Origin of the sequence: Acinetobacter sp. CIP 102529, assembly GCF_000368325.1 — a bacterium.
GTDB lineage: Bacteria > Pseudomonadota > Gammaproteobacteria > Pseudomonadales > Moraxellaceae > Acinetobacter > Acinetobacter parvus.
This window is the reverse complement of sequence record NZ_KB849355.1, coordinates 22,856-42,251: the sequence shown is the minus strand read 5'-3', so window position 1 is coordinate 42,251 and position 19,396 is coordinate 22,856. Positions and strand designations below refer to the sequence as shown.

The 19,396-nt window shown below is 40.9% G+C and carries 19 protein-coding genes, 1 tRNA gene and 4 pseudogenes; 13 read left to right on the top strand and 11 right to left on the bottom strand.

Annotation, left to right across the window (positions count from 1 at the left end; translation table 11 throughout):
* A partial coding sequence (locus F972_RS05245) for a transposase (RefSeq protein WP_004769193.1) occupies positions 1-406 on the top strand: 406 nt, incomplete at its 5' end.
* 115 nt (positions 407-521) lie between these two features.
* On the opposite strand, the pseudogene F972_RS15145 reads toward F972_RS05245, so the two are convergent.
* Positions 522-788 (bottom strand): annotated as a pseudogene (locus tag F972_RS15145) (IS30 family transposase); the annotation flags it as partial.
* A gap of 199 nt (positions 789-987) precedes the next feature.
* Positions 988-2,355: a tyrosine-type recombinase/integrase gene (locus tag F972_RS05235; RefSeq protein ID WP_004681050.1), complete on the bottom strand. Its 1,368-nt coding sequence runs from the start codon at positions 2,353-2,355 to the stop codon at positions 988-990.
* 224 nt (positions 2,356-2,579) lie between these two features.
* On the opposite strand from F972_RS05235, the gene mutS reads away from it, so the two are divergent.
* From mutS to F972_RS05215, 5 genes and pseudogenes are all read left to right on the top strand, one after another.
* On the top strand, positions 2,580-5,252 hold the full coding sequence (mutS, locus tag F972_RS05230; RefSeq protein WP_004769192.1) for a DNA mismatch repair protein MutS: 2,673 nt from the start codon (positions 2,580-2,582) through the stop codon (positions 5,250-5,252).
* Positions 5,253-5,261: 9 nt separating this feature from the next.
* Positions 5,262-5,426: pseudogene (locus tag F972_RS16545) on the top strand (hypothetical protein).
* A gap of 168 nt (positions 5,427-5,594) precedes the next feature.
* Positions 5,595-5,924 (top strand): ferredoxin FdxA, encoded by a 330-nt coding sequence (gene fdxA / locus F972_RS05225; protein WP_004639922.1) that lies wholly within the window; start codon positions 5,595-5,597, stop codon positions 5,922-5,924.
* A gap of 126 nt (positions 5,925-6,050) precedes the next feature.
* Positions 6,051-6,770: a M15 family metallopeptidase domain-containing protein gene (locus F972_RS05220; RefSeq protein ID WP_004758291.1), complete on the top strand. Its 720-nt coding sequence runs from the start codon at positions 6,051-6,053 to the stop codon at positions 6,768-6,770.
* Positions 6,771-7,039: 269 nt separating this feature from the next.
* Positions 7,040-7,708, top strand: coding sequence for an O-methyltransferase (locus F972_RS05215; protein WP_004681058.1), 669 nt, complete (start codon positions 7,040-7,042; stop codon positions 7,706-7,708).
* Between the two features lie 388 nt (positions 7,709-8,096).
* On the opposite strand, the gene F972_RS05210 is transcribed toward F972_RS05215, so the two are convergent.
* The 8 genes from F972_RS05210 to F972_RS05175 form a co-directional block, all read right to left on the bottom strand.
* On the bottom strand, positions 8,097-8,939 hold the full coding sequence (locus F972_RS05210; RefSeq protein WP_004758293.1) for a universal stress protein: 843 nt from the start codon (positions 8,937-8,939) through the stop codon (positions 8,097-8,099).
* 120 nt (positions 8,940-9,059) lie between these two features.
* The gene (locus F972_RS05205) at positions 9,060-9,671 is read right to left on the bottom strand and encodes an acyltransferase (RefSeq protein WP_004681060.1); all 612 of its coding nucleotides are present in this window, start codon (positions 9,669-9,671) and stop codon (positions 9,060-9,062) included.
* Positions 9,664-10,263 (bottom strand): IMPACT family protein, encoded by a 600-nt coding sequence (locus F972_RS05200; RefSeq protein ID WP_004681062.1) that lies wholly within the window; start codon positions 10,261-10,263, stop codon positions 9,664-9,666. The genes F972_RS05205 and F972_RS05200 overlap by 8 nt, the downstream gene beginning before the upstream one ends.
* A 152-nt stretch (positions 10,264-10,415) precedes the next feature.
* Positions 10,416-11,162, bottom strand: coding sequence for an LPS export ABC transporter ATP-binding protein (gene lptB, locus F972_RS05195; RefSeq protein ID WP_004681065.1), 747 nt, complete (start codon positions 11,160-11,162; stop codon positions 10,416-10,418).
* Positions 11,162-11,710: a lipopolysaccharide transport periplasmic protein LptA gene (gene lptA / locus F972_RS05190; RefSeq protein ID WP_004677976.1), complete on the bottom strand. Its 549-nt coding sequence runs from the start codon at positions 11,708-11,710 to the stop codon at positions 11,162-11,164. The genes lptB and lptA overlap by 1 nt, the downstream gene beginning before the upstream one ends.
* Positions 11,694-12,242 (bottom strand): LPS export ABC transporter periplasmic protein LptC, encoded by a 549-nt coding sequence (gene lptC, locus F972_RS05185; RefSeq protein ID WP_004677979.1) that lies wholly within the window; start codon positions 12,240-12,242, stop codon positions 11,694-11,696. The genes lptA and lptC overlap by 17 nt, the downstream gene beginning before the upstream one ends.
* A gap of 40 nt (positions 12,243-12,282) precedes the next feature.
* On the bottom strand, positions 12,283-12,822 hold the full coding sequence (locus tag F972_RS05180) for a KdsC family phosphatase (protein WP_004677981.1): 540 nt from the start codon (positions 12,820-12,822) through the stop codon (positions 12,283-12,285).
* 3 nt (positions 12,823-12,825) lie between these two features.
* Positions 12,826-13,803, bottom strand: a complete 978-nt coding sequence (locus tag F972_RS05175; protein WP_004681067.1) for a KpsF/GutQ family sugar-phosphate isomerase — start codon at positions 13,801-13,803, stop codon at positions 12,826-12,828.
* Positions 13,804-14,140: 337 nt separating this feature from the next.
* Here F972_RS05175 and cysS point away from each other — a divergent pair, with 337 nt between their 5' ends.
* A complete protein-coding gene (gene cysS, locus F972_RS05170; RefSeq protein WP_004681068.1) occupies positions 14,141-15,562 on the top strand; it encodes a cysteine--tRNA ligase in 1,422 nt (473 codons plus the stop codon).
* Positions 15,563-15,624: 62 nt separating this feature from the next.
* Positions 15,625-15,700 (top strand) — tRNA-Gly (locus F972_RS05165).
* A gap of 245 nt (positions 15,701-15,945) precedes the next feature.
* Here F972_RS05165 and F972_RS05160 read toward each other — a convergent pair.
* Complete coding sequence (locus tag F972_RS05160; protein ID WP_004644833.1) at positions 15,946-16,194, bottom strand: helix-turn-helix domain-containing protein; 249 nt, start codon at positions 16,192-16,194, stop codon at positions 15,946-15,948.
* A 116-nt stretch (positions 16,195-16,310) separates the two neighbouring features.
* Between F972_RS05160 and F972_RS05155 the strand changes: the two genes are divergently transcribed.
* From F972_RS05155 to F972_RS05135, 5 genes and pseudogenes are all read left to right on the top strand, one after another.
* Complete coding sequence (locus tag F972_RS05155; RefSeq protein ID WP_004644831.1) at positions 16,311-16,520, top strand: hypothetical protein; 210 nt, start codon at positions 16,311-16,313, stop codon at positions 16,518-16,520.
* Positions 16,521-16,532: 12 nt separating this feature from the next.
* Positions 16,533-17,714, top strand: a complete 1,182-nt coding sequence (locus F972_RS05150) for an Arm DNA-binding domain-containing protein (RefSeq protein WP_004644830.1) — start codon at positions 16,533-16,535, stop codon at positions 17,712-17,714.
* Positions 17,707-17,955 (top strand): hypothetical protein, encoded by a 249-nt coding sequence (locus tag F972_RS05145; RefSeq protein ID WP_004644829.1) that lies wholly within the window; start codon positions 17,707-17,709, stop codon positions 17,953-17,955. The genes F972_RS05150 and F972_RS05145 overlap by 8 nt, the downstream gene beginning before the upstream one ends.
* 191 nt (positions 17,956-18,146) lie before the next feature.
* Positions 18,147-18,789, top strand: a pseudogene (locus tag F972_RS05140) (ATP-binding protein); the annotation flags it as partial.
* Positions 18,790-18,878: 89 nt separating this feature from the next.
* Positions 18,879-19,237: pseudogene (locus F972_RS05135) on the top strand (RepB family plasmid replication initiator protein); the annotation flags it as partial.
* Positions 19,238-19,396: the final 159 nt, after the last annotated feature.

Here is a 19,396-nt window from a genome sequence, read left to right as displayed (position 1 = left end):
GGGTCAAGTGGTCTGGCTCAAAGATTTTGGCTTTGTACAATTATTTAAGACTCAGTTAAAAGAACAGCAGAGGTTTTATATTGTGTATCAAGATGAAGATGATTTATTGTCCTTTGAGGGTTTTCATGAATTACATTCAAGTCATTGGAAAATAGAACAATATCACCGAGTGATTAAACAGGTTTGTCATATTGAAAAGTTTCAAGTAAGACGGTCTAAACTGATTTTGAATCATATTTTTTCAGCCTTGATGGCCTACGTCGAGATACAAAAGAACCAGTTTGAGGGGATCTTTGAAAATGTATATCATTGGCAGAAGAAATTATTTAGACCAATGATCAAAAACTTCATTGATGACTTTATTCTCGATAAAAATCATCTGCTACCACAGAGAGTCTATAAATAACAGTGCGTAAGTCCTAGATACTATAATTGTTCTATTTTCTGGACAGTTGGCGAATTCTAACATGATGTTCGACAGTTTCAAAAGCCTTATGATAATCAACAAGCTGAGCAAATTACTCTAATGGTGTAAGCCAATCTAACGCTTTTCTAGGACGAGTATTCAGTGACATGGCAACTTGATTTAAATAATGCTGATCCGCCTGATTTAAATCAATCCCTTTAGGTAAATATTGCCTAATTAAACCATTCATATTTTCGCATGTGCCTTTTTGCCATGGTGAATGTGGGTCACAGAAATATACATCTATGCCTAAATCTTCTTCAAGTATTTTATGTTCTGCCATCTCACGTCCACGGTCATAGGTCAACGTTTTACGCAGTTCTGTTTAATGAGTTCAGCAAATTTTCTGGCTGAAAAGCTGCCATGAATCGCTTTAGTATCATGTTTGAAGAGCGTGTAACCAAGTATTTTTAAAACTGTATTTACACAGAATTATTTACACCCTCCTGTATTTACACAGAATTATTTACACCCTCAATTGTGCGCGAGTGTAATTAACTCTCGGTAATTCTCAACAGACCCTAGTCTAGAGCCTTATTATTTATAATTTCATCCAGATAATCCGCCCACTTCTGCAACCACTCTGCACATTCGGCTTCATAATTATGTAGGTTGTATGTTCCCTCAATTCCCTTTTTGGAATGTCCCAAAACTGCTTCTGCAATATCTGTAGAACAGCCTAATCTGGATAAACCTGTTCTCACTGTTCGGCGTAAATCATGCGGATTCCAGTCATCAATATCTGTTAGCCAAAGCTGTTCAGGACGAAAATTAGTCTTAACTTTATCTGGATTTTTCATTTGCCACTTTATTTCTGTTAGGGACTTTTGTTGGATGGGCAACCCTGTTCGAGACGAAGCAAACAAATATTCCTGATCTGGTTTATATAGATTCCGTAAAAAATTGACACATTGCCTTGATAATTGAACATAACGCTCAGTGCTATTTTTTGAAGCTTTCAGATGCCATGTTCCTTGATCCAAATCAAAATCCCTCCATTGAGCATCACACAATTCTCCAGTACGGCAACCTGTCCATAGCGTTAAATAAAGGATATGTTTTTGATGGGTAGTAAATCCTGATGTGGGCAGCCAGGCCAATACACGTTTTAATTCCTGATCATTTAAAACCCGTGTGCCCTTTTTACAGGTTACTTTCAGTCTTGACTGCTTGATACTCATTTTGGCTAATAGAGCAGGATTAGCAAAATTGGCTGGAAATCGCTCCAAGCCAATGGCATATTCATACGCCAACGTCAACTCGGACAATACTCGTCCAGCCTGCACATTAGAACCACGATCAATAATTTCCTTGGTTAAAGCCACCACATCTTTTCGGGTCACTTCCAAAGCAATACGATTACCCAAAACCCGTACAGCATCTCCATACAGGGTTCGTCGTGTTTCAGATTGACCTTTTGGCTTACGCACACCCAAAACTTTTTTTCGTTCACCTGTTCGAGGATCAGTAATCCAGTGATCTTCAATCACCTCAGTCAAATACATCTCTATCATTTGGTGTACAGTGAGTTGAGACATATCTTTTTGTGCAAGCTCGTGTTCAATCTGTTGCTGAAGCTTTTCTTGTTCTTTTTTATATTTTGGACAAATCCCCTGATTTCGTTCAGCTTTTAAACGAGTGAGTTCTATCCTTGCCTCTGCCAGTGTAACTTGGGGGAAATTTCCGATCTTGTATTGTTTGATGGAATCATCCACAGGACTACGATAACGGTAGAAAAAAGTCTTCATTCCCGTTCTACCACAATGTACCCGTAATCCTGTGTACTCACCGACATCAGCCTTGTCAGGATCACCCACTTTCATCTTCTCAATGGCTTTCGCTGAAAGTGCTTTTTTTATTGTCGTTTGTTGATCTATTGAGCGAACCACTTTAAACCTCACAAGAAGATTGAATTATTTGTTATCCTTTCAAGCTGTCCATTTTCCAATATTGATAAGGAATGATGGCTAGTTTAAACTAAAACAACCCACACTAAAACCTACACTAATGTTTTGGCTTAGGCTGTATTTGCTTAGATTTCATCCAAAACCCTCGGATACTCTGTTTATGTTATACACTATTAAACACATTGAAAACAAAGGATTTAATACCAATGAAAGATAATAATAGCATAGCAGACTTTTCCAACCACACACCAATGATGCAGCAATACCTCAAAGTCAAAACAGACTATCCACATGCGCTATTGTTCTACCGTATGGGTGACTTTTATGAACTATTCTTTGAAGATGCGCATTTAGCAGCCAAACTATTAGGCATTACACTGACCCATCGTGGTAAAACCAACGGCGAACCAATCCCAATGGCGGGCGTACCCTATCATGCCGCAGAGGGATATCTTGCCCGTTTGGTTAAAGCTGGCCGTACAGTTGCCATTTGTGAACAGGTTGGCGAGGGCGAGAGTGCAGGCTCTCGCGGTAAAGCACCAATGGAACGTAAAGTAGTCCGTATTCTAACACCAGGAACTTTGACTGATGATGCATTACTTAGCAGTTATCAGTCTTCAAATCTCGTTGCTTTATGTATTCAGCAAAATAAGATTGGTTTTGCCCTACTCGATTTAAGTGCAGGTATTTTTAAAGTTCAACAACAGGACTACAAGCCTGAACAGCTTCCCATTGAACTGGCCCGTTTGATGCCAAGTGAAATCCTGATTGACGAAGACCTGATTGATCAAAACATTATTGAACAGATTAAGAAAAATCTGGAATGTCCAATTACCAAACGTCCAAACGTTGATTTTAACTTAAATAATGCACAAAAGACCTTATGTGACCAGTTTGCAGTTTCGACCTTGTCAGGTTTTGGATTGGACCCAATTCCACTGGCAAAAGCAGCGGCGGCGGCATTAATCCATTATGCCAAAGAAACCCAAAAAACAGCCTTGCCGCATATTCGCTCCATTCAGATTGAGCAAAGTACCGACTTTATTGCACTTGACCCAATTACACGCCGAAATCTGGAAATTATTGAGCCTTTGTTTGATCATGGCACATCACTGTTTCAACTGATTAATGACTGCCAAACCGCAATGGGTGGTCGTTTACTAAGCCGAACGCTGATGCAGCCGATTCGTGATACTGCTATATTAGATGCTCGATTAGATGCCTCAGAGCAATTATTAAAAGGGTTTCATGAGTCTCCTGTACGTTTAGTATTAAAAGAAATTGGTGATATTGAACGGGTACTGAGCCGTGTTGCTCTGGGTAGTGCACGTCCACGCGATTTAGTTCAACTGCGTCAAGCATGTGCACAAATTCCATTTTTACGACACGCTTTAACACCTGTTTTAAAAACACAGCAATCCAGATTATTGACTCAACTTGATCAGGAACTTGGCGATTTTAAGAGCCTACACCAACATTTAATGGCGGCGATTGTTGAGAACCCACCTGTGCTGTTGCGTGATGGTAATGTCATTGCTGAGGGTTATGATGATGAGCTGGATGAGTTACGCAAAATTCGTGATCATGCTGGGCAGTTCCTGATTGACCTTGAGATTAAGGAACGTCAACGGACAGGCATCAATACCCTAAAAATCGGCTATAACCGTGTCAGTGGTTATTATATTGAGTTGACACGCGTTCAGGCCGAGCAGGCACCTGCCGATTATATTCGCCGTCAAACCTTAAAAAATGCCGAGCGTTATATCACTCCAGAGCTCAAGAGCTTTGAGGACAAGGTACTTTCGAGCGAATCCCGTGCATTAGCGCGTGAAAAACTCCTATTTGAATCATTGCTGGATGAGTTACGCCAAAATATTGCCCATCTACAAATGATGAGTGCAGCAATTGCCCATATTGATGTTCTCGCCAATTTTGCCCATCAGGCACGTCTCAATAACTGGGCTCGACCTGAATTTACCCCAGAAACCAGTATCAAAATTCAGGGTGGTCGCCATCCTGTGGTTGAAGCCTTAAATAAGACACCTTTTACACCAAATGATACATTCCTTGATTCCCAGCATCGTATGGCCATTATCACGGGGCCAAACATGGGTGGTAAATCAACGTTCATGCGTCAAACAGCACTGATTAGTCTACTTGCCTACTGCGGCAGTTTTGTTCCTGCCAAATCAGCAAAATTAGGTTCGATTGACCGTATCTTTACCCGTATTGGTTCTGCTGATGACCTTTCTACAGGCAAATCTACTTTTATGGTGGAAATGACTGAAACCTCACAAATTTTACATCATGCAACCAGTCAATCTTTGGTGCTGATGGATGAAGTGGGTCGTGGTACGAGTACTTATGATGGTCTCTCTTTAGCTTGGGCATGTGTGCTTGACTTGACCAAACGTGTGAAATGCCTGTGCCTGTTTGCAACACATTATTTTGAATTAACTGAACTGGGTGGTGAAGCAGGTATTGATAACTATCATGTTACGGCGCAGGAATTAAACGGCAATCTAATCTTGCTGCATAAGGTTCAACATGGCCCAGCGAGTCAGAGTCACGGTTTGCAGGTGGCAAAACTGGCAGGCATTCCAGCCAACGTGATTAAAGAAGCACAAAAACGTTTAAAGATTCTGGAAAAGCAACAGCACCAGCATTTGCAAAATACTGTACAGACTGATTTATTCAGTGCAATTGACAATAAAATCGAAACTCACTTTGTTGAACGCATCATTGAAGTGCAAGCCCATTCACCTGCACTGGAGTTGTTACAAAACATTGATGTCGATGAATTAACCCCACGTCAGGCACTGGAACAGCTTTATCAATTAAAGGCATTATCTAAGACAGCTCAAACAGTTGAGAGCTAATCCATCAAAATGTCACGTGGAGATAAATCTGCCTACACAGCAAAACATAAAAGATAGGCGAAGCATATTGAGGAAAACGAACTGGATCAAGGGCGCTAAGATGCTGAACGTATAGCCTGGGCAACGGTCAATAAACAAGATGGTGATGGTGGGCTAAAGAAAAAGCATAAATAAGTCGATTAACCTTGTTGTTGAGACTTATTATCAACAAAAGTCATATAAATAAGTCCATTTCATTGATACGAATAATAAATATCAATAAAAGGAATTGTTTCTATCGGTCTTTTTTGCCTAAAATACGCTATTCAAAATGAAAACCATATTTTTTAGGTAGCTGCCGCCATGACCTTTGTTGTCACCGAAAATTGTATTAAATGTAAGTATCAAGATTGTGTTGAAGTTTGTCCTGTAGACTGCTTCTATGAGGGGCCAAACTTCCTTGTGATCAATCCAGATGAATGTATTGACTGTGCATTGTGTGAACCTGAATGTCCAGCAAATGCGATTTTCTCGGAAGATGAACTACCAGAAGGTCAGGAAGTGTTTATTGAATTGAATGCTGAATTATCAGAAAAATGGGCAGGTAATAACATCACTCAAATTGGTGAACAACCCGCTGATCGTGAAGAATGGAACGGTAAGCCAAACAAACTTCAGTATTTAGAAAAATAATTAAAAAGACCAGTTTCTACTGGTCTTTTTTATACCTGAATCACACATTTCTTTGCAATTGCATCATTATTCATGTGCTATTTTGCATTAAAATGATACACCTATCGTTTGTGAACTTGCTTTTTTATGATGCAAAATAAATTACAGGGCCTTTTTTCATTTTTTATCATCCCTGTGATGATGGTGGGTTGTGTCAGCTCGACCACCAAAGTGACCCAGAATAACAACATCGGAAAAAGAATTTATATTCCCCAGGAACAGGTCACCATTACCCGCCCTATTCCCAATAAGATTGAACCTGCCTCTTATCGCATCTGGCTCAATCAGGGCGAGAACTATGCACGCGTTCGTGAATATGAGCAGTTTTTAACACGCAACAATCTGGCACATATTATTCCAAGTTTTGAATTACTGCGTACCGCACGGGATTGGCAAAAATGTGGGCGCTCTGAATATATGGTGCCTAACCGCGAGTTATGGAACAACTCACTTTCAACCTTGCGAGTGTTTAAGTACCTGATTGCAGCCAAAATCCTGACAGATTTTGAAGTGACTTCGGTTTACCGTGATCTTCCCCTGAATCAATGCGCTGGCGGAGCCAGCTCGTCCAGACATTTATTCAACTCAGCCATTGATTTCCGTATTGGTCCTGAATTTCCTCAACCACAGGATTATGCTTTTATTGAGCAAAGCAAATTCAAGCTTTGCCAGTTCTGGGCACAGCATGGTCAAGGTCTCAATCTGGGTATTGGTCTATATAGCTCAGGGCAAATCCATATTGACACACAGGGTTATCGAACATGGGGGCCTGACCTAACCCGCAACAGTTCAATGTGTAATTTTTAGCGTCAGAAAAATGCTTTCTTTAAAGAAGCATTTTTATTTAATTGATGGTTTGTAATTGTAACTTACCTCAGTCAAGCATTTTATTTCGTTTAATTTTATTGATACAAGCAAAGATCATTTTATGGATCATCGTGGTGAGTTCCACTACATATAATATGTTCAATCATTAAACATAAATAAACTTTGATTTCTCATTTATCCCTAATCAAATTGCACTCTAGATATAAATGTTTAAAATGCAGCTAACAGATTTATAGGTAAACCTGATTATGCAACAGATGTGGACAGACATTGATGAATATATCAATTCACATTTAATTCCCACTGACCCAAAACTTCTACATGCATTAGACAATACCGATCAGCAGGGTTTTTCTAATCATCTGGCTGTTGCACCCAATCAAGGTATGTTTTTACAAATGCTGATTCAGATGAATCAGTGCAAGCGCGTGTTGGAACTGGGAACTTTTGCGGCTTATAGCACCATTTGGCTGGCAAAGGCCTTACCCGAAGATGGTTATCTACTGACCGTTGAAGGACGTGATACCCACGTCATCTTGGCGCAGGAAAACATTGATTATGCCAATATGCCCACCACGATCGAACTGAAAAAAGGTCGTGGTGCAGATGTGATGAAACAGCTTATTGCTGATGGCAGCGAAGCTTTTGATTTTATTTTTATTGATGCCGACAAACAAAGTTATCCTGAATATCTGGAGTTAAGTTTACAACTGTCCCATTCGGGCACCATTATCGTACTGGATAATGTCATTCGTGCAGGTGCAATTCTGGATGAAAACAATAAAAAACCAAGCATTGAAGGTATTCGGGATGCTTTTACGGCATTAAAAGATCATCCAAAGCTTTTATCCTGCACAGCCCTACAAACTGTTGGGTCAAAAGGCCATGATGGTTTTGCAATTGCGATTGTGAAATAGAGATTAAAAAACAACCTGAAATTTTTAATTATTTAATATCAATTACTTATATTTATACACAATGTTTTTCCATATAGTTATCCACAGTATTTGCGGATAACTAGTAGAGGGTCTATTAACACTTCACAGATGCTTGCGACAGCGATCATTTTTTAGGCGGAACAAGGCATGTATTGTGAAATTTAGTCATTCTAAATGAACAAGACATAACGCAGTAACGACAAAAAATGCTCCTGTCCCGTAGGGTTATGGCTAAAATATCCACAAAATTCGTTATGAAACTTGACAAGGGTCACGCCATTGCCTGCGTTTCATGCCTTGTTTGAGTCATTTTAGCCTATAACGCAATGCATGGCTGAAGTGTAATAGACCCTCTTATAAAAATGAATTACTTAGCCACAAGCAAAGGCACATTGGCATTACGGAAAATTGTGGTGGTGATGCTACCCAAAAAGAATTGATGGATTTTACTGTGGCTGAAAGCCCCCAGCACAATCAACTGAATCTTATGCTCTGCCTGATATTCCAGAATATTTTGTGCCACATCTCCATAACGGTAGACAGGTACAACCTCTATACCAGCATCCTTTAAATACTTTTCAGGTTCGGTCAGCATTTCAGGATGATCACCAACATAAAGTAAGTGACATTGCAGTGTTTTCAATAAATCACTTTGGGCAATGCGTTGCAGCATTTTTTGACAGGTCGGTGAATATTCATAGGCAAAGATAAAACGTCTTGGTGCTTCAAAATTCTCGCCTACCGTAATCACTGTACAGTTTGCACCACGAATAAAGTTTTCTACGTTACTGCCAATCGGCTTATTCTTTTCAGCCGCCCGTTCGCCCACACGCCCAATAATGACAACATCATTCTCTTTTAAAATATTAAAGCTCTGTTCAAGAAAATCGCCTTTTTCCTGAATCTTGGTACTGGTTAAACCATATTGTTTTTCAATCAGTTCAGAAATATGTTTTAGTAAGTTATTACTGTAGTCGAGTGCGAGTTCACTTTGCTTTTGCTCAAGTTCGGCCAGCTCCTTAAGCAGCATGGCATTACTTTCAAAACCAATGACACCGCTGATTTCACCTAAATGATAGCTTGCTGGATAATAGTCTAGGATTTGCAACAGTACTAATTCTCTTTGCGTTTGCTTCGCCACCCATGCGGCTGCTTCAGCGACCGCCTCGATACAAGGTGAAGAATCAATACATGCAATGACACGGTTCATGTTCGCCTCTCTTTAGGTCTAACACCTTAGGTCTTGTACTTGTTTTTAACTTAACACAGATAAAACCAGGATAGGTTAAATTTATGTATCGAATCTTCTGAACTTTTTCATGCTATTTTCTTATTTTCGATAACGGATCAAGCGAGCTGGATTACCTGCAACAATGGCATGCTTTTCAATGTCTTTAGTCACCATACTGTTCATTCCAATGACGGCATGATCTCCTATTTTTACACCATCTTTAATCCCAACATGCGCCCCCAGCCAAACATCCTGTCCAATCTCAATGCCTTTTGAAGTCACTGCCTGTTGGTAAATCGGACGTTCTAAATCCATACCATGATCGAAAGCATATAAATGGCTATACGCTGCGATACGCACCTGATCATGCAGTTTAATGCCTGCACGTCCACCATCTAAAATACAGTGGTGGTTAATTGCTACCTCATTGCCAATCTGCAACGGTCCATGCAAAGTACAATCCGCCGCAATAAAGGTGTTGTCACCAATGCTGATCTTACGACCACGCTCTGCAAAAATATGGGCTAAAGGAGAAATGAAACAGTTCTCTCCAATCTCTACCGTTTCCATTTCCAGCAGGTAGGCTTGATATTCCGCCTGCCATTGTTCCGCCCATTCCCGATGTTTGGGTTTCAATGACCAATATAGCCAAGGCATATAATTTAAACGATGTTTATGCTGCTCCCGATACTTTAATAATGGATCAGTCATCTACAGATTCCTCAACAATCTTAACCTGCTCACGTCCTCTCGTCAGGTCCTGAAGTTTATGCCTGAGTGGTTCAATTTGCTGAACTTGTACACGCGCCTCAATCATCACCCCATTTTCAGTATAGCTTTCCTGATATTCAATCTGTTGCTGCATCAACTCATACTGGATAATCGCCCATTCATTAAACAGGCAGGCAAACTGTATTGCTTTTTTCTCAATTAGCTCAATTTTCTCAGCCAATAGCAAACATTGTCCAGCACAGCCACCATAAGCCCGTACCAGTCCACCTGTGCCCAGCTTGATTCCGCCATACCAACGGTTAACCATGACAATCACATTGGTTAAATCATTGCCCTCTATGGTTGCCAGAATAGGACGACCTGCTGTTCCAGAGGGTTCATCATCATCATTAAAGCGTACATGGTGTCCAATCTTCCATGCCCAGCATTGATGGGTGGTTGATGTATCTTTAGTCTGCTCTAAAAAGGCTTTGACCTGTTGTTCATTTTCAACAACCGCAGCAATCGCCTGAAAACGACTTTTTTTAATTTCTTCTTCAAAAGTAATCGTATGAGCAATGGTGAATGGCATAAAAATCTAGATAAAAGCAAAAAAGAAATTATATCAATTTTTGTAGATGAGAGAGGTATCTCCAATTCGGAAAAGAATACATGTTTACTTTTTAATGATAACTTATAAAAAAGAACCCGCAAGTTCTTTAGGATATAAACAACTGTTCAAATTTAAACCACAAAATCGTCACCCAAATACACTTTACGCACCTGCTCATTATCCAGAATTTCCTGTGGAGTGCCTTCAGCAATCACCGATCCTTCACTCACGATATAAGCCTTTTCACAAATGGCCAAAGTCTCACGCACATTATGGTCGGTAATCAACACCCCAATCCCACGTTCTTTTAGGGTTTGGATAATATCCTTAATATCACCCACGGAAATCGGGTCAACCCCTGCAAATGGCTCATCCAGCAGCATAAATTTTGGATCGGCAGCCAATGCACGTGCAATTTCAGCCCGACGGCGTTCACCACCAGAAACACTCATACCCAGTGAATCCTTAATATGATTGATCTTAAAATCATTCAAAAGCTCAGTCAGGCGTTGCTGGCGCTGCTGCTTATTCAGGCCCTTACGTGTCTCCAAAATTGCCATAATATTTTCAGCAATGGTCAGCTTTCTAAAGATAGACGCTTCCTGAGGTAAATAGCCAATTCCCTTACGCGCCCGCTCATGCATAGCCAGATCGGACAGGTCAAGGTCATCGAGGTGAATCTCGCCCTTGTCCATACGCACCAGACCAACAACCATATAGAAGCTGGTGGTTTTTCCCGCACCATTCGGCCCAAGCAGTCCGACAATCTGACCACTTTGCATGGTAAAAGAAACATCTTTCACAACCCAGCGCTTGCTATAATTTTTCGCCAAATACTTAATGCACAATGTCTGTGGTTGCTGACCTGACTGTTCCATTAATCACGTGCCCCTGGAAAGCTTTTTGAACTTGATGGTGGAATGATAATCTGAATACGATTAGATGATGAACCCTGCGCCTCAACATCGCCCTTGTTCATACTGTATTTCAACCTGTTGCCGCGAATACTGGAACCATCCTGATAGAGATAGGCATTACCAGTCAACGTGATAATCCCTGTGTCTGCGTTGTAGACAATATTCTGCGCCTCACCGCGTGCCAACCCCTTGTTGGCTTCTATTTGCTGCTGGAACTTGGCAGGTTTGCCTTTGGCGGTAATGGTCTGAATCTCGTTTTTACTGTTCAGTGTGGCAACCAGTGAGTCCGCCTGAAGCTTCATGGTGCCCTGTTCGATCACCACATTGCCCGTATAAGTGGTAATACCCGTTTTACTATTATAAGTCGCGTTTTCAGCCGCCAGAGAAAGTGGTTGGTTACGGTCTGACGGTAAAGCAAAACTTGAGGCAGAAGAGAGTGCAACCACCGCAACACAAGCCACCTGTTTCAGGAAAGATGAACGATACTGGGTATTAAGGTTTTGGCGCATACTTTCCTCGAACTTTGAAAAATTCATATTGACCCTGATTGAGGTCTGCTTTTAGTCCCTGACTCACAAACTCAGCCGTTGGTGACTGCACAATGACCTGATGCTGCGTTTCCAGTTGTCTGGTTTTCGGATAGCCTGTGAGTTCATCCGTATGAAACTCCATTTTACCCTGTTCAGATAATTGTGTCGCAACCACGTCTCCAGTCAGGACTACTTTGCTATTGTCATCGTAACCATTTGCCTGTTTGGCAAAAAAGGTCGCATCAGGCTTGCCCTGTTTGTACATCACCGCATTGAGCTGATCAAGCTGTGATGTTTTCTGTTGCATATCCTGTTGCAACTGCTTGATTTCGGCACGAATATATAAATTCCCCTGCTCATCTGTTTGCGTAAGATGAACGCCCTGTGCTGAATATGTCATATTTTTAGCTGAATCAACTTCCAGCTTTTTTGCCTTGCCGCTGTAATAGTAATAGCCGCCACTGATCGCAGCAACAATTACAGCAACAACATATAAAACCTTGGTATCCATAAACAGGGTGCCCTAACCTTGGGGGAGTTTAATACTGATATTAATGTGGTACAGTCAGGTATTTTGCAAGTAGCTCTTGGTAAACACCTTTTGCCATCAGCAACATATCACAGGCCTCACGTACTGCCCCACGTCCACCCATCGCTTGGGTGACCAGATTTGCACGGCGACGCACTTCCTCATGGCCATTGGGCACGGTAATGCTCATACCTGCAATTGCAAACGCAGACAGGTCAGGCCAGTCATCGCCCATATAGACACAGTCCTCAGGCAGGATATTGAGCTGTGCACAGGCTTCACGCAATGCCACACCCTTATCCTCACGTCCCTGAAACACCAGATCCACACCCAAGTCAGACATGCGCTTTTCAACAATCTGGCTTTTACGTCCAGTGATGATAATCACTTTCATGCCTGCCTGCTGCACCAACTTCATTCCCAAGCCATCACGGATATCGAAAGACTTGACTTCATCACCTGAGTTGGTCAAGGTCACAAAACCATCGCTTAGAATACCATCCACATCCAGCACCAGTGCCTGTAAATGACGCGCTTGCTCTAAAAGTGCATACGATGCCATGACTTAACTCACTCCCGCTTCAATCAGATCATGCATGCTAATTACCCCAATTACCTTATGGGCATCATCAACAACAACAAATTGGTTAATCTTTTTCTCATTCATTTTTTCCAACACTTTGACAGCACGAACTTCCTGCGAAATTGTCATCGGGTTTTTGGTCATCACCGCAGAAACAGGCAGGTTAATGTCAAAACCCTGTTGATGGTCAATCATACGACGTAAGTCACCATCGGTGAAAATACCTAACAGAATGTCATTTTCATCCACCACCGTGGTTAAACCCAGACGCTTTTCGGTAATCTCAAACAGGGTTTTATTCATCGGCGTATCAGGGGTTACCTTTGGCAACTCTGCACCTGTGTGCATTAAATGTTTCACATGCAGAAGCAAACGCTTACCCAGCGCACCCGCAGGATGGGAACGGGCAAAATCATCTGCGGTAAAGCCTCGTGCTTCCAGCAACGCAACCGCTAAAGCATCCCCTAGAACCAGTGTTGCGGTGGTACTTGATGTAGGCGCCAATCCCAGTGGGCATGCTTCATCTGCCGCACCCAGCGTCAGGGCAATATCAGCATTCTGTGGCATTGGTCCCTTGTCATCACGGCTAATGGTGATTAAAGGCACTTCCAAGTGTTTAATCAGTGGCATCAGCATCATAATTTCATCACTCTTGCCCGAGTTTGAAATTGCAATCAGTACATCACCGCGCACCAGCATGCCCAGATCACCATGCCCTGCCTCACCAGGATGCATAAAGAATGAGGGTGTACCTGTGGAGGCAAAGGTTGCCGCCATTTTGCGGCCAATATGACCAGATTTACCCATTCCTGTAACAACCACACGCCCCTTGCATTGCAAAATCACTTCACAGGCGCGGTCAAAGCGTTCATCAATTTGTGTTGCAAGTACTTCTATCGCTTGTTGTTCAATGCGCAAAGTTTCCAGCGCACTTTTTTGGAAATTTATCGTTTGTGACATGCAGGTTTAACTCAAAATAATATGCGATCTACTGGAGGTAGATGATTGTAATCAAAAGAATGATCGAGATTCTAGCATAACTAGAAGTTATACACGTTTCTAAAATGTGTAAGATTTTTGGGAAAATGGAGAAAAATAAAGATCAATGAACCGCAAACTCCAGACGCTGATCGCTACACACTACAACCCATGTTTCAAGAACAGGGATAACACCCCATCCCAAACAACATAATCATTAAAATTGATCTGGTCCATTATTTTTTGCCCGATAACTTTATGAAATACAATGCATACGTTATGATGAATAACGATTTTTGTAGAGTGTTTGAAAACCCTTATGCAACCTTTTGTTCTATATAATTCTGAGCAACGTAAAAAAGTTGAATTTGTGCCACGCAAAGAGGGACAAATCGATATGTATGTCTGTGGTATGACGGTTTACGATTATTGTCATATTGGACACGCTCGGGTTATGGTTGCATTTGACTACATCATTCGCTTTTTGCGTAGTCAGGGCTGGAAAGTTCGCTATATCCGTAATATCACTGATATTGATGACAAGATCATTGCCCGTGCCAATGAAAATGGTGAAACCATCCAGCAACTCACTGCACGCTTTATTGATGCAATGAATGAGGATGCAGCCAACCTTGGCTGTGTGCTACCCGATGAAGCACCCAAAGCGACCGAATATATTGACCAGATGCAAAGCATGATTGCTACGCTGGTGGATAATGGCACAGCCTACCCTGCTGCCAACGGTGATGTTTATTTTGAAGTGACCAAGTTTGACAAATACGGTCGCTTGTCGGGCCGTAAGCTTGAGGATATGCAGGCGGGCGCATCTGAACGTGTCGATGTCGAAGTTGAAAAGAAACATCCTTTTGATTTTGTCCTTTGGAAACACGCCAAGGAAAATGAACCTGCATGGGCTTCACCTTGGGGCAATGGCCGTCCAGGCTGGCATATTGAATGTTCAGCGATGTCCACCTGCTGTCTGGGTAATCATTTCGATATTCATGGTGGTGGTTCGGACCTGATGTTCCCACACCATGAAAATGAAATTGCCCAAAGTGAGGCTTCAACAGGCGAACAGTATGTGAATTACTGGATGCATGTGGGTTTCATTAATGTCGATGGTGAGAAAATGTCGAAGTCCTTAGGCAACTTCTTTACCATTCGTGATGTAATGGAAAAATTCCATCCAGAAGTGATCCGTTACTTTATTGTGTCATCACACTACCGTAGTCCAGTCAACTTCTCTGACTTTGCCTTGAAAGAGGCGAAAACCGCACTCAGCCGTTTTTATCATTCATTTAAAGCCTACCAGCAAATGTATGGGCAAAAAACAGTTGAGACTTTAGAGCAAGGTTTTGTTAAACGTTTTAATGCCGCAATGCGGGATGACTTTAATACTGCGGAAACAATGGCAGTTTTATTTGAGCTAAATAAAGAGTTAAACCGTGCTGTTAAGGAAGAAACTGCTGAACAGGCAACTGTCCTCTACTCAACCTTACGCTATTTAACCAATATTCTTGGCTTGGTTCAGCATGATGTAGATGAGTTTTTAAAATCGGATATTGGTCAGGAAGCACTCTCCCTTTCTGACACAGAAATTGAAAACTTTATCCAGCAACGTGTTGATGCTAAAAAAGCCAAAGACTTTGCTCAGGCAGATGCCATTCGACAGTCTTTATTGGATCAGGGTGTTGTGCTTGAGGATACCCGTCAGGGAACTATTTGGCGACGTGCTGATTAAATCAACACTTAGCAACATAGAGAGTTGACAGTTTGATTAAACTCTCTATAATGCGAACTATTGCGGGAATAGCTCAGTTGGTAGAGCATAACCTTGCCAAGGTTGGGGTCGCGAGTTCGAGTCTCGTTTCCCGCTCCAGAATTTTAAAAGCCTCAGTCGAAAGATTGGGGCTTTTTTTGTTGATTTTAAATAGTATTATTATTTATCAGAATTTCTGATACTTAAAAAAGCAAGTTAACAGAACATTACATTTAAAATTGGTGACCAAATGGTGACCAAAAAGTGACTCTATTTTTTTACGCGCTACTTTCTAAGTTGGCCGAATCTGTATGACCAAGCCCCTATCATGTAATTACACAAAAAATTATTGATTATCTATTTTATTATTCATCATCGGTATCTCTATTATTTGACTGCGCTAACAAATCATTAGTCCGCTCAAATATAAATAACTCCCCAACCTGTATATCTAAAAAATCACATACCCGATCAATAGTATCAAAATCTATTCGTGTCAAATCTCCATTATAAAGCTTATGCAATGTGGTTTTATTAATACCAGTACCACGGATAAGATCTGCTACCCTCATCCTTCTTTCAGCCAAAAGAGTTGGAAGTTTACAAATAATCACAATAAATTCCTCTAATCCGATTACTTTTTCATTGCATTTGAGCAATTTTAGAGTTAATTTATCTTCAAGGATGTAATTTATCTCCACATCCGATGAAGTTTTACAGGAATATCATTATGACATACACCTATATGACAGCCCAACAGTTGGCTGAAAAAATTCATTACGACCCACGTACCATCCGTAACCAACTTAAGGACAGTATTTTCCTTGAGGGCATTCATTACATCCGCCCATTCGGTGGACGCAAAATTTTGTTTGTATGGGAACGTATCGAAGAAGATATGTTGAAATTCACCAGCCTAGGGCTAACCACTTTGCAATAAGGAGTCCTGCATATGGCGAATATTCAAGAACGTTATGGAAAGCTCGTTGTCGACTTCCGCTATCAAGGTGTACGGTGCAGAGAAACAACCAATCTCGAAGATACGGCCCAAAACCGTAAACTTTTAAAGAAACGTTTAGAACAGCTTGAAGCAGAAATTACTTTAGGGACTTTCGAGTATGCAAAGTATTTTCCTAAAAGCAAACGAGTTGCACAGTTTAGTGAGATACAGCAACGTAAAGCTGTACTGAGCTCATCAACACCCCTATTTAAGGATTTTGCGCATATTTGGTTTGATGAGAAAAAAATTGAATGGCGCAGTTCCTACCAGGAAAAGGTACTGATTATTTTAAATAATTATTTGATCCCTGCATTAGGCCATCAGTGCTTAGATCAGATAAAGAAGCCAGACTTGCTTGAATTCCGTTCCTCTCTCGGCAAAGTGAATTACGGTTTAAAACAAGCAAGCCTGAAGGCATCCCGAATCAATCAGATCATGACACCTTTACGTATGATACTTAATGAAGCAGCGGAACGATACAACTTTGTTTCGCCTTATAAAAATATTAAGAATCTCAAGGAAAGTCGCATTGACGTTACACCTTTTACCCTACAAGAGGTGCAAAAGATCATAGAGACTGTGCGTGATGACTTTAAACCGTACTACACCGTTCGCTTCTTCACAGGTATGCGTACCAGTGAAATCGATGGTCTACGTTGGCAAAACGTGAATTTTCAACGGCGTGAGATCTATATCAAAGAAGCATTAGTCAACGGCAAACTTGGTGATACCAAAACCTTTGGATCAGACCGTGGCATTCAAATGAGTGAGCGTGTGTATCAAGCACTCTTAGAACAAAAGAAAATGGTCAAGAACCGCTCTGAATTCGTTTTTTCTATGCGAAATGGCAACCCATTGGACTATCGCTTAGTGAATCGACGCGTATGGCATCCATTATTAAGATTTTTAGGTTTGAAAAGTCGTCGTGCATATCAAACACGGCATACTGCAGCGACATTGTGGCTCTCAGCTGGTGAAAATCCGGAATGGATTGCCAAACAACTAGGACATTCTACGACTGAAATGCTGTTTCGTGTTTACAGTCGCTATGTTCCTAATATTACCCGTCGTGATGGCAGTGCTTTTGAGCTGATGCTAGAAAAGCTCAATGAGATGGAGAATGAATATGACTAAATCATTCTTTGGTGGGGTTGTGGTGTCACAGGAAGTTGATGCAATTGCACGTGAGCTGATTGAGGAGTTTCAAATTCCCAAACTGCACAACCTCGCTTTCATGCTCAACGTCAACAAATGTTTTAATGATCATCAGGCTTTAAGGCTTTGGTTACAACGACAATTGGATGATGGGCAAGCCAATTATGCAAATTTGGCAATGAAAGCCCGCCTTTACTTAACCAATCTTGCTTACACATAAATCAAAAAACTAAGGTCATCTAATTGATGACCTTAGCCCTTTTACACCAATTAAAAGGTAGAAAACAAATAAGAGTTTTTCGTTTGGAAACCTGTCGACATCGGTGATCTCCAATAAAAAGATGATGATCTTTTGGAGAGAAGAAAAGATTTATATTTTTAAAAATTCAAAATGGATTTAGGAGAATAAACATGAATCCTTTGTTTAAAACACTCCAAATTCCAACAGAAGCAACGAAAACAGTATGCCCTATACACCAAATACCTGTAATGGAAATTGCTGGTCATAAGCTCTGCAAATTATGTGCAAAAGAAACTATACATCAATCGCAGATCGCTTATGAAGCTGAATTACAACAGTGCTTACTACAACAAAAAATCAAAAATTCAGGTCTAAATAAACGCTATCTAGACTGTGGTTTTAAAAATTATGTGATTTCATGTCCCCAACAAGACAATGCCATCCAACTATGCCAAGCCTTTGCACAACAGATTATTTCAAATCTGCATCCAAACCTTTTGCTCATCGGGACACCAGGTATTGGTAAAACACATCTGAGTGCATCAGTCATTCGTAACATTCTGCACAATACTAGACGATCTGCACGCTACACGACCAGTGCAGATATTGCCCAAAGAATGATGGACACATGGGCTGATACTGCCCATTCTGAAAATGAAGTGATCAAGCACTTTTCTAGCTTTGATTTACTGGTTATCGATGAATACGTTGACCGCTGCGATGTTAGATCGGTTGCTGCATCACTGTCATGTGGTACAAATATCGGGTGAGAGTTATCGTTTGAAGGATAAAAAAAGAATTGGGATTCAGCCCCATGTTGAAATTTAATACGAGATCAAAGGGGTCAATTTTACTTTGCCATTTGTAAGGTAAAAGGGGTCAATTTTAGAATGCCGTTGACAATGGCGAACTTTAAGGTTCGAGTACTAGATATAGCATTAAACCAGATCAATGAACTGACTGATATCACAGCTTCTTACGAACAACACAAAGTAGGGCGTACGATTAGTGGTTTCTCTTTTTCATTCAAACCTAAGCAACCTGTGGATGCAATTACGCATAATAAACCTAAGAAATTGACAGATAAACAGATTCAATTCTTTGCTAACAAGCTAGCTCACCATGATCCATTTGCAAGCAAAAAAGCTGCAGTAGGGGAAAGCTATGCTGATCTAGAGAAAAGGCTTCTGATTGAACTACAAGATGTCGGTTTGTCAGAAAGTATGCTGGGGTTCTCAAAGAGTTAGGCCTCGAGGTATGATATGCAACTAGATTAGTTGTTATATAGAACTAATCTAGTTTTGTAATAATTTCCTCTGTACACGACAAATTTCACAGAACCCTTATCCTATCAGGATTCTGCTTTCTTAAAATTGCCAAAATTTCCTTAAACTCTTCTTTTTTCCCAAAACCAATTAAA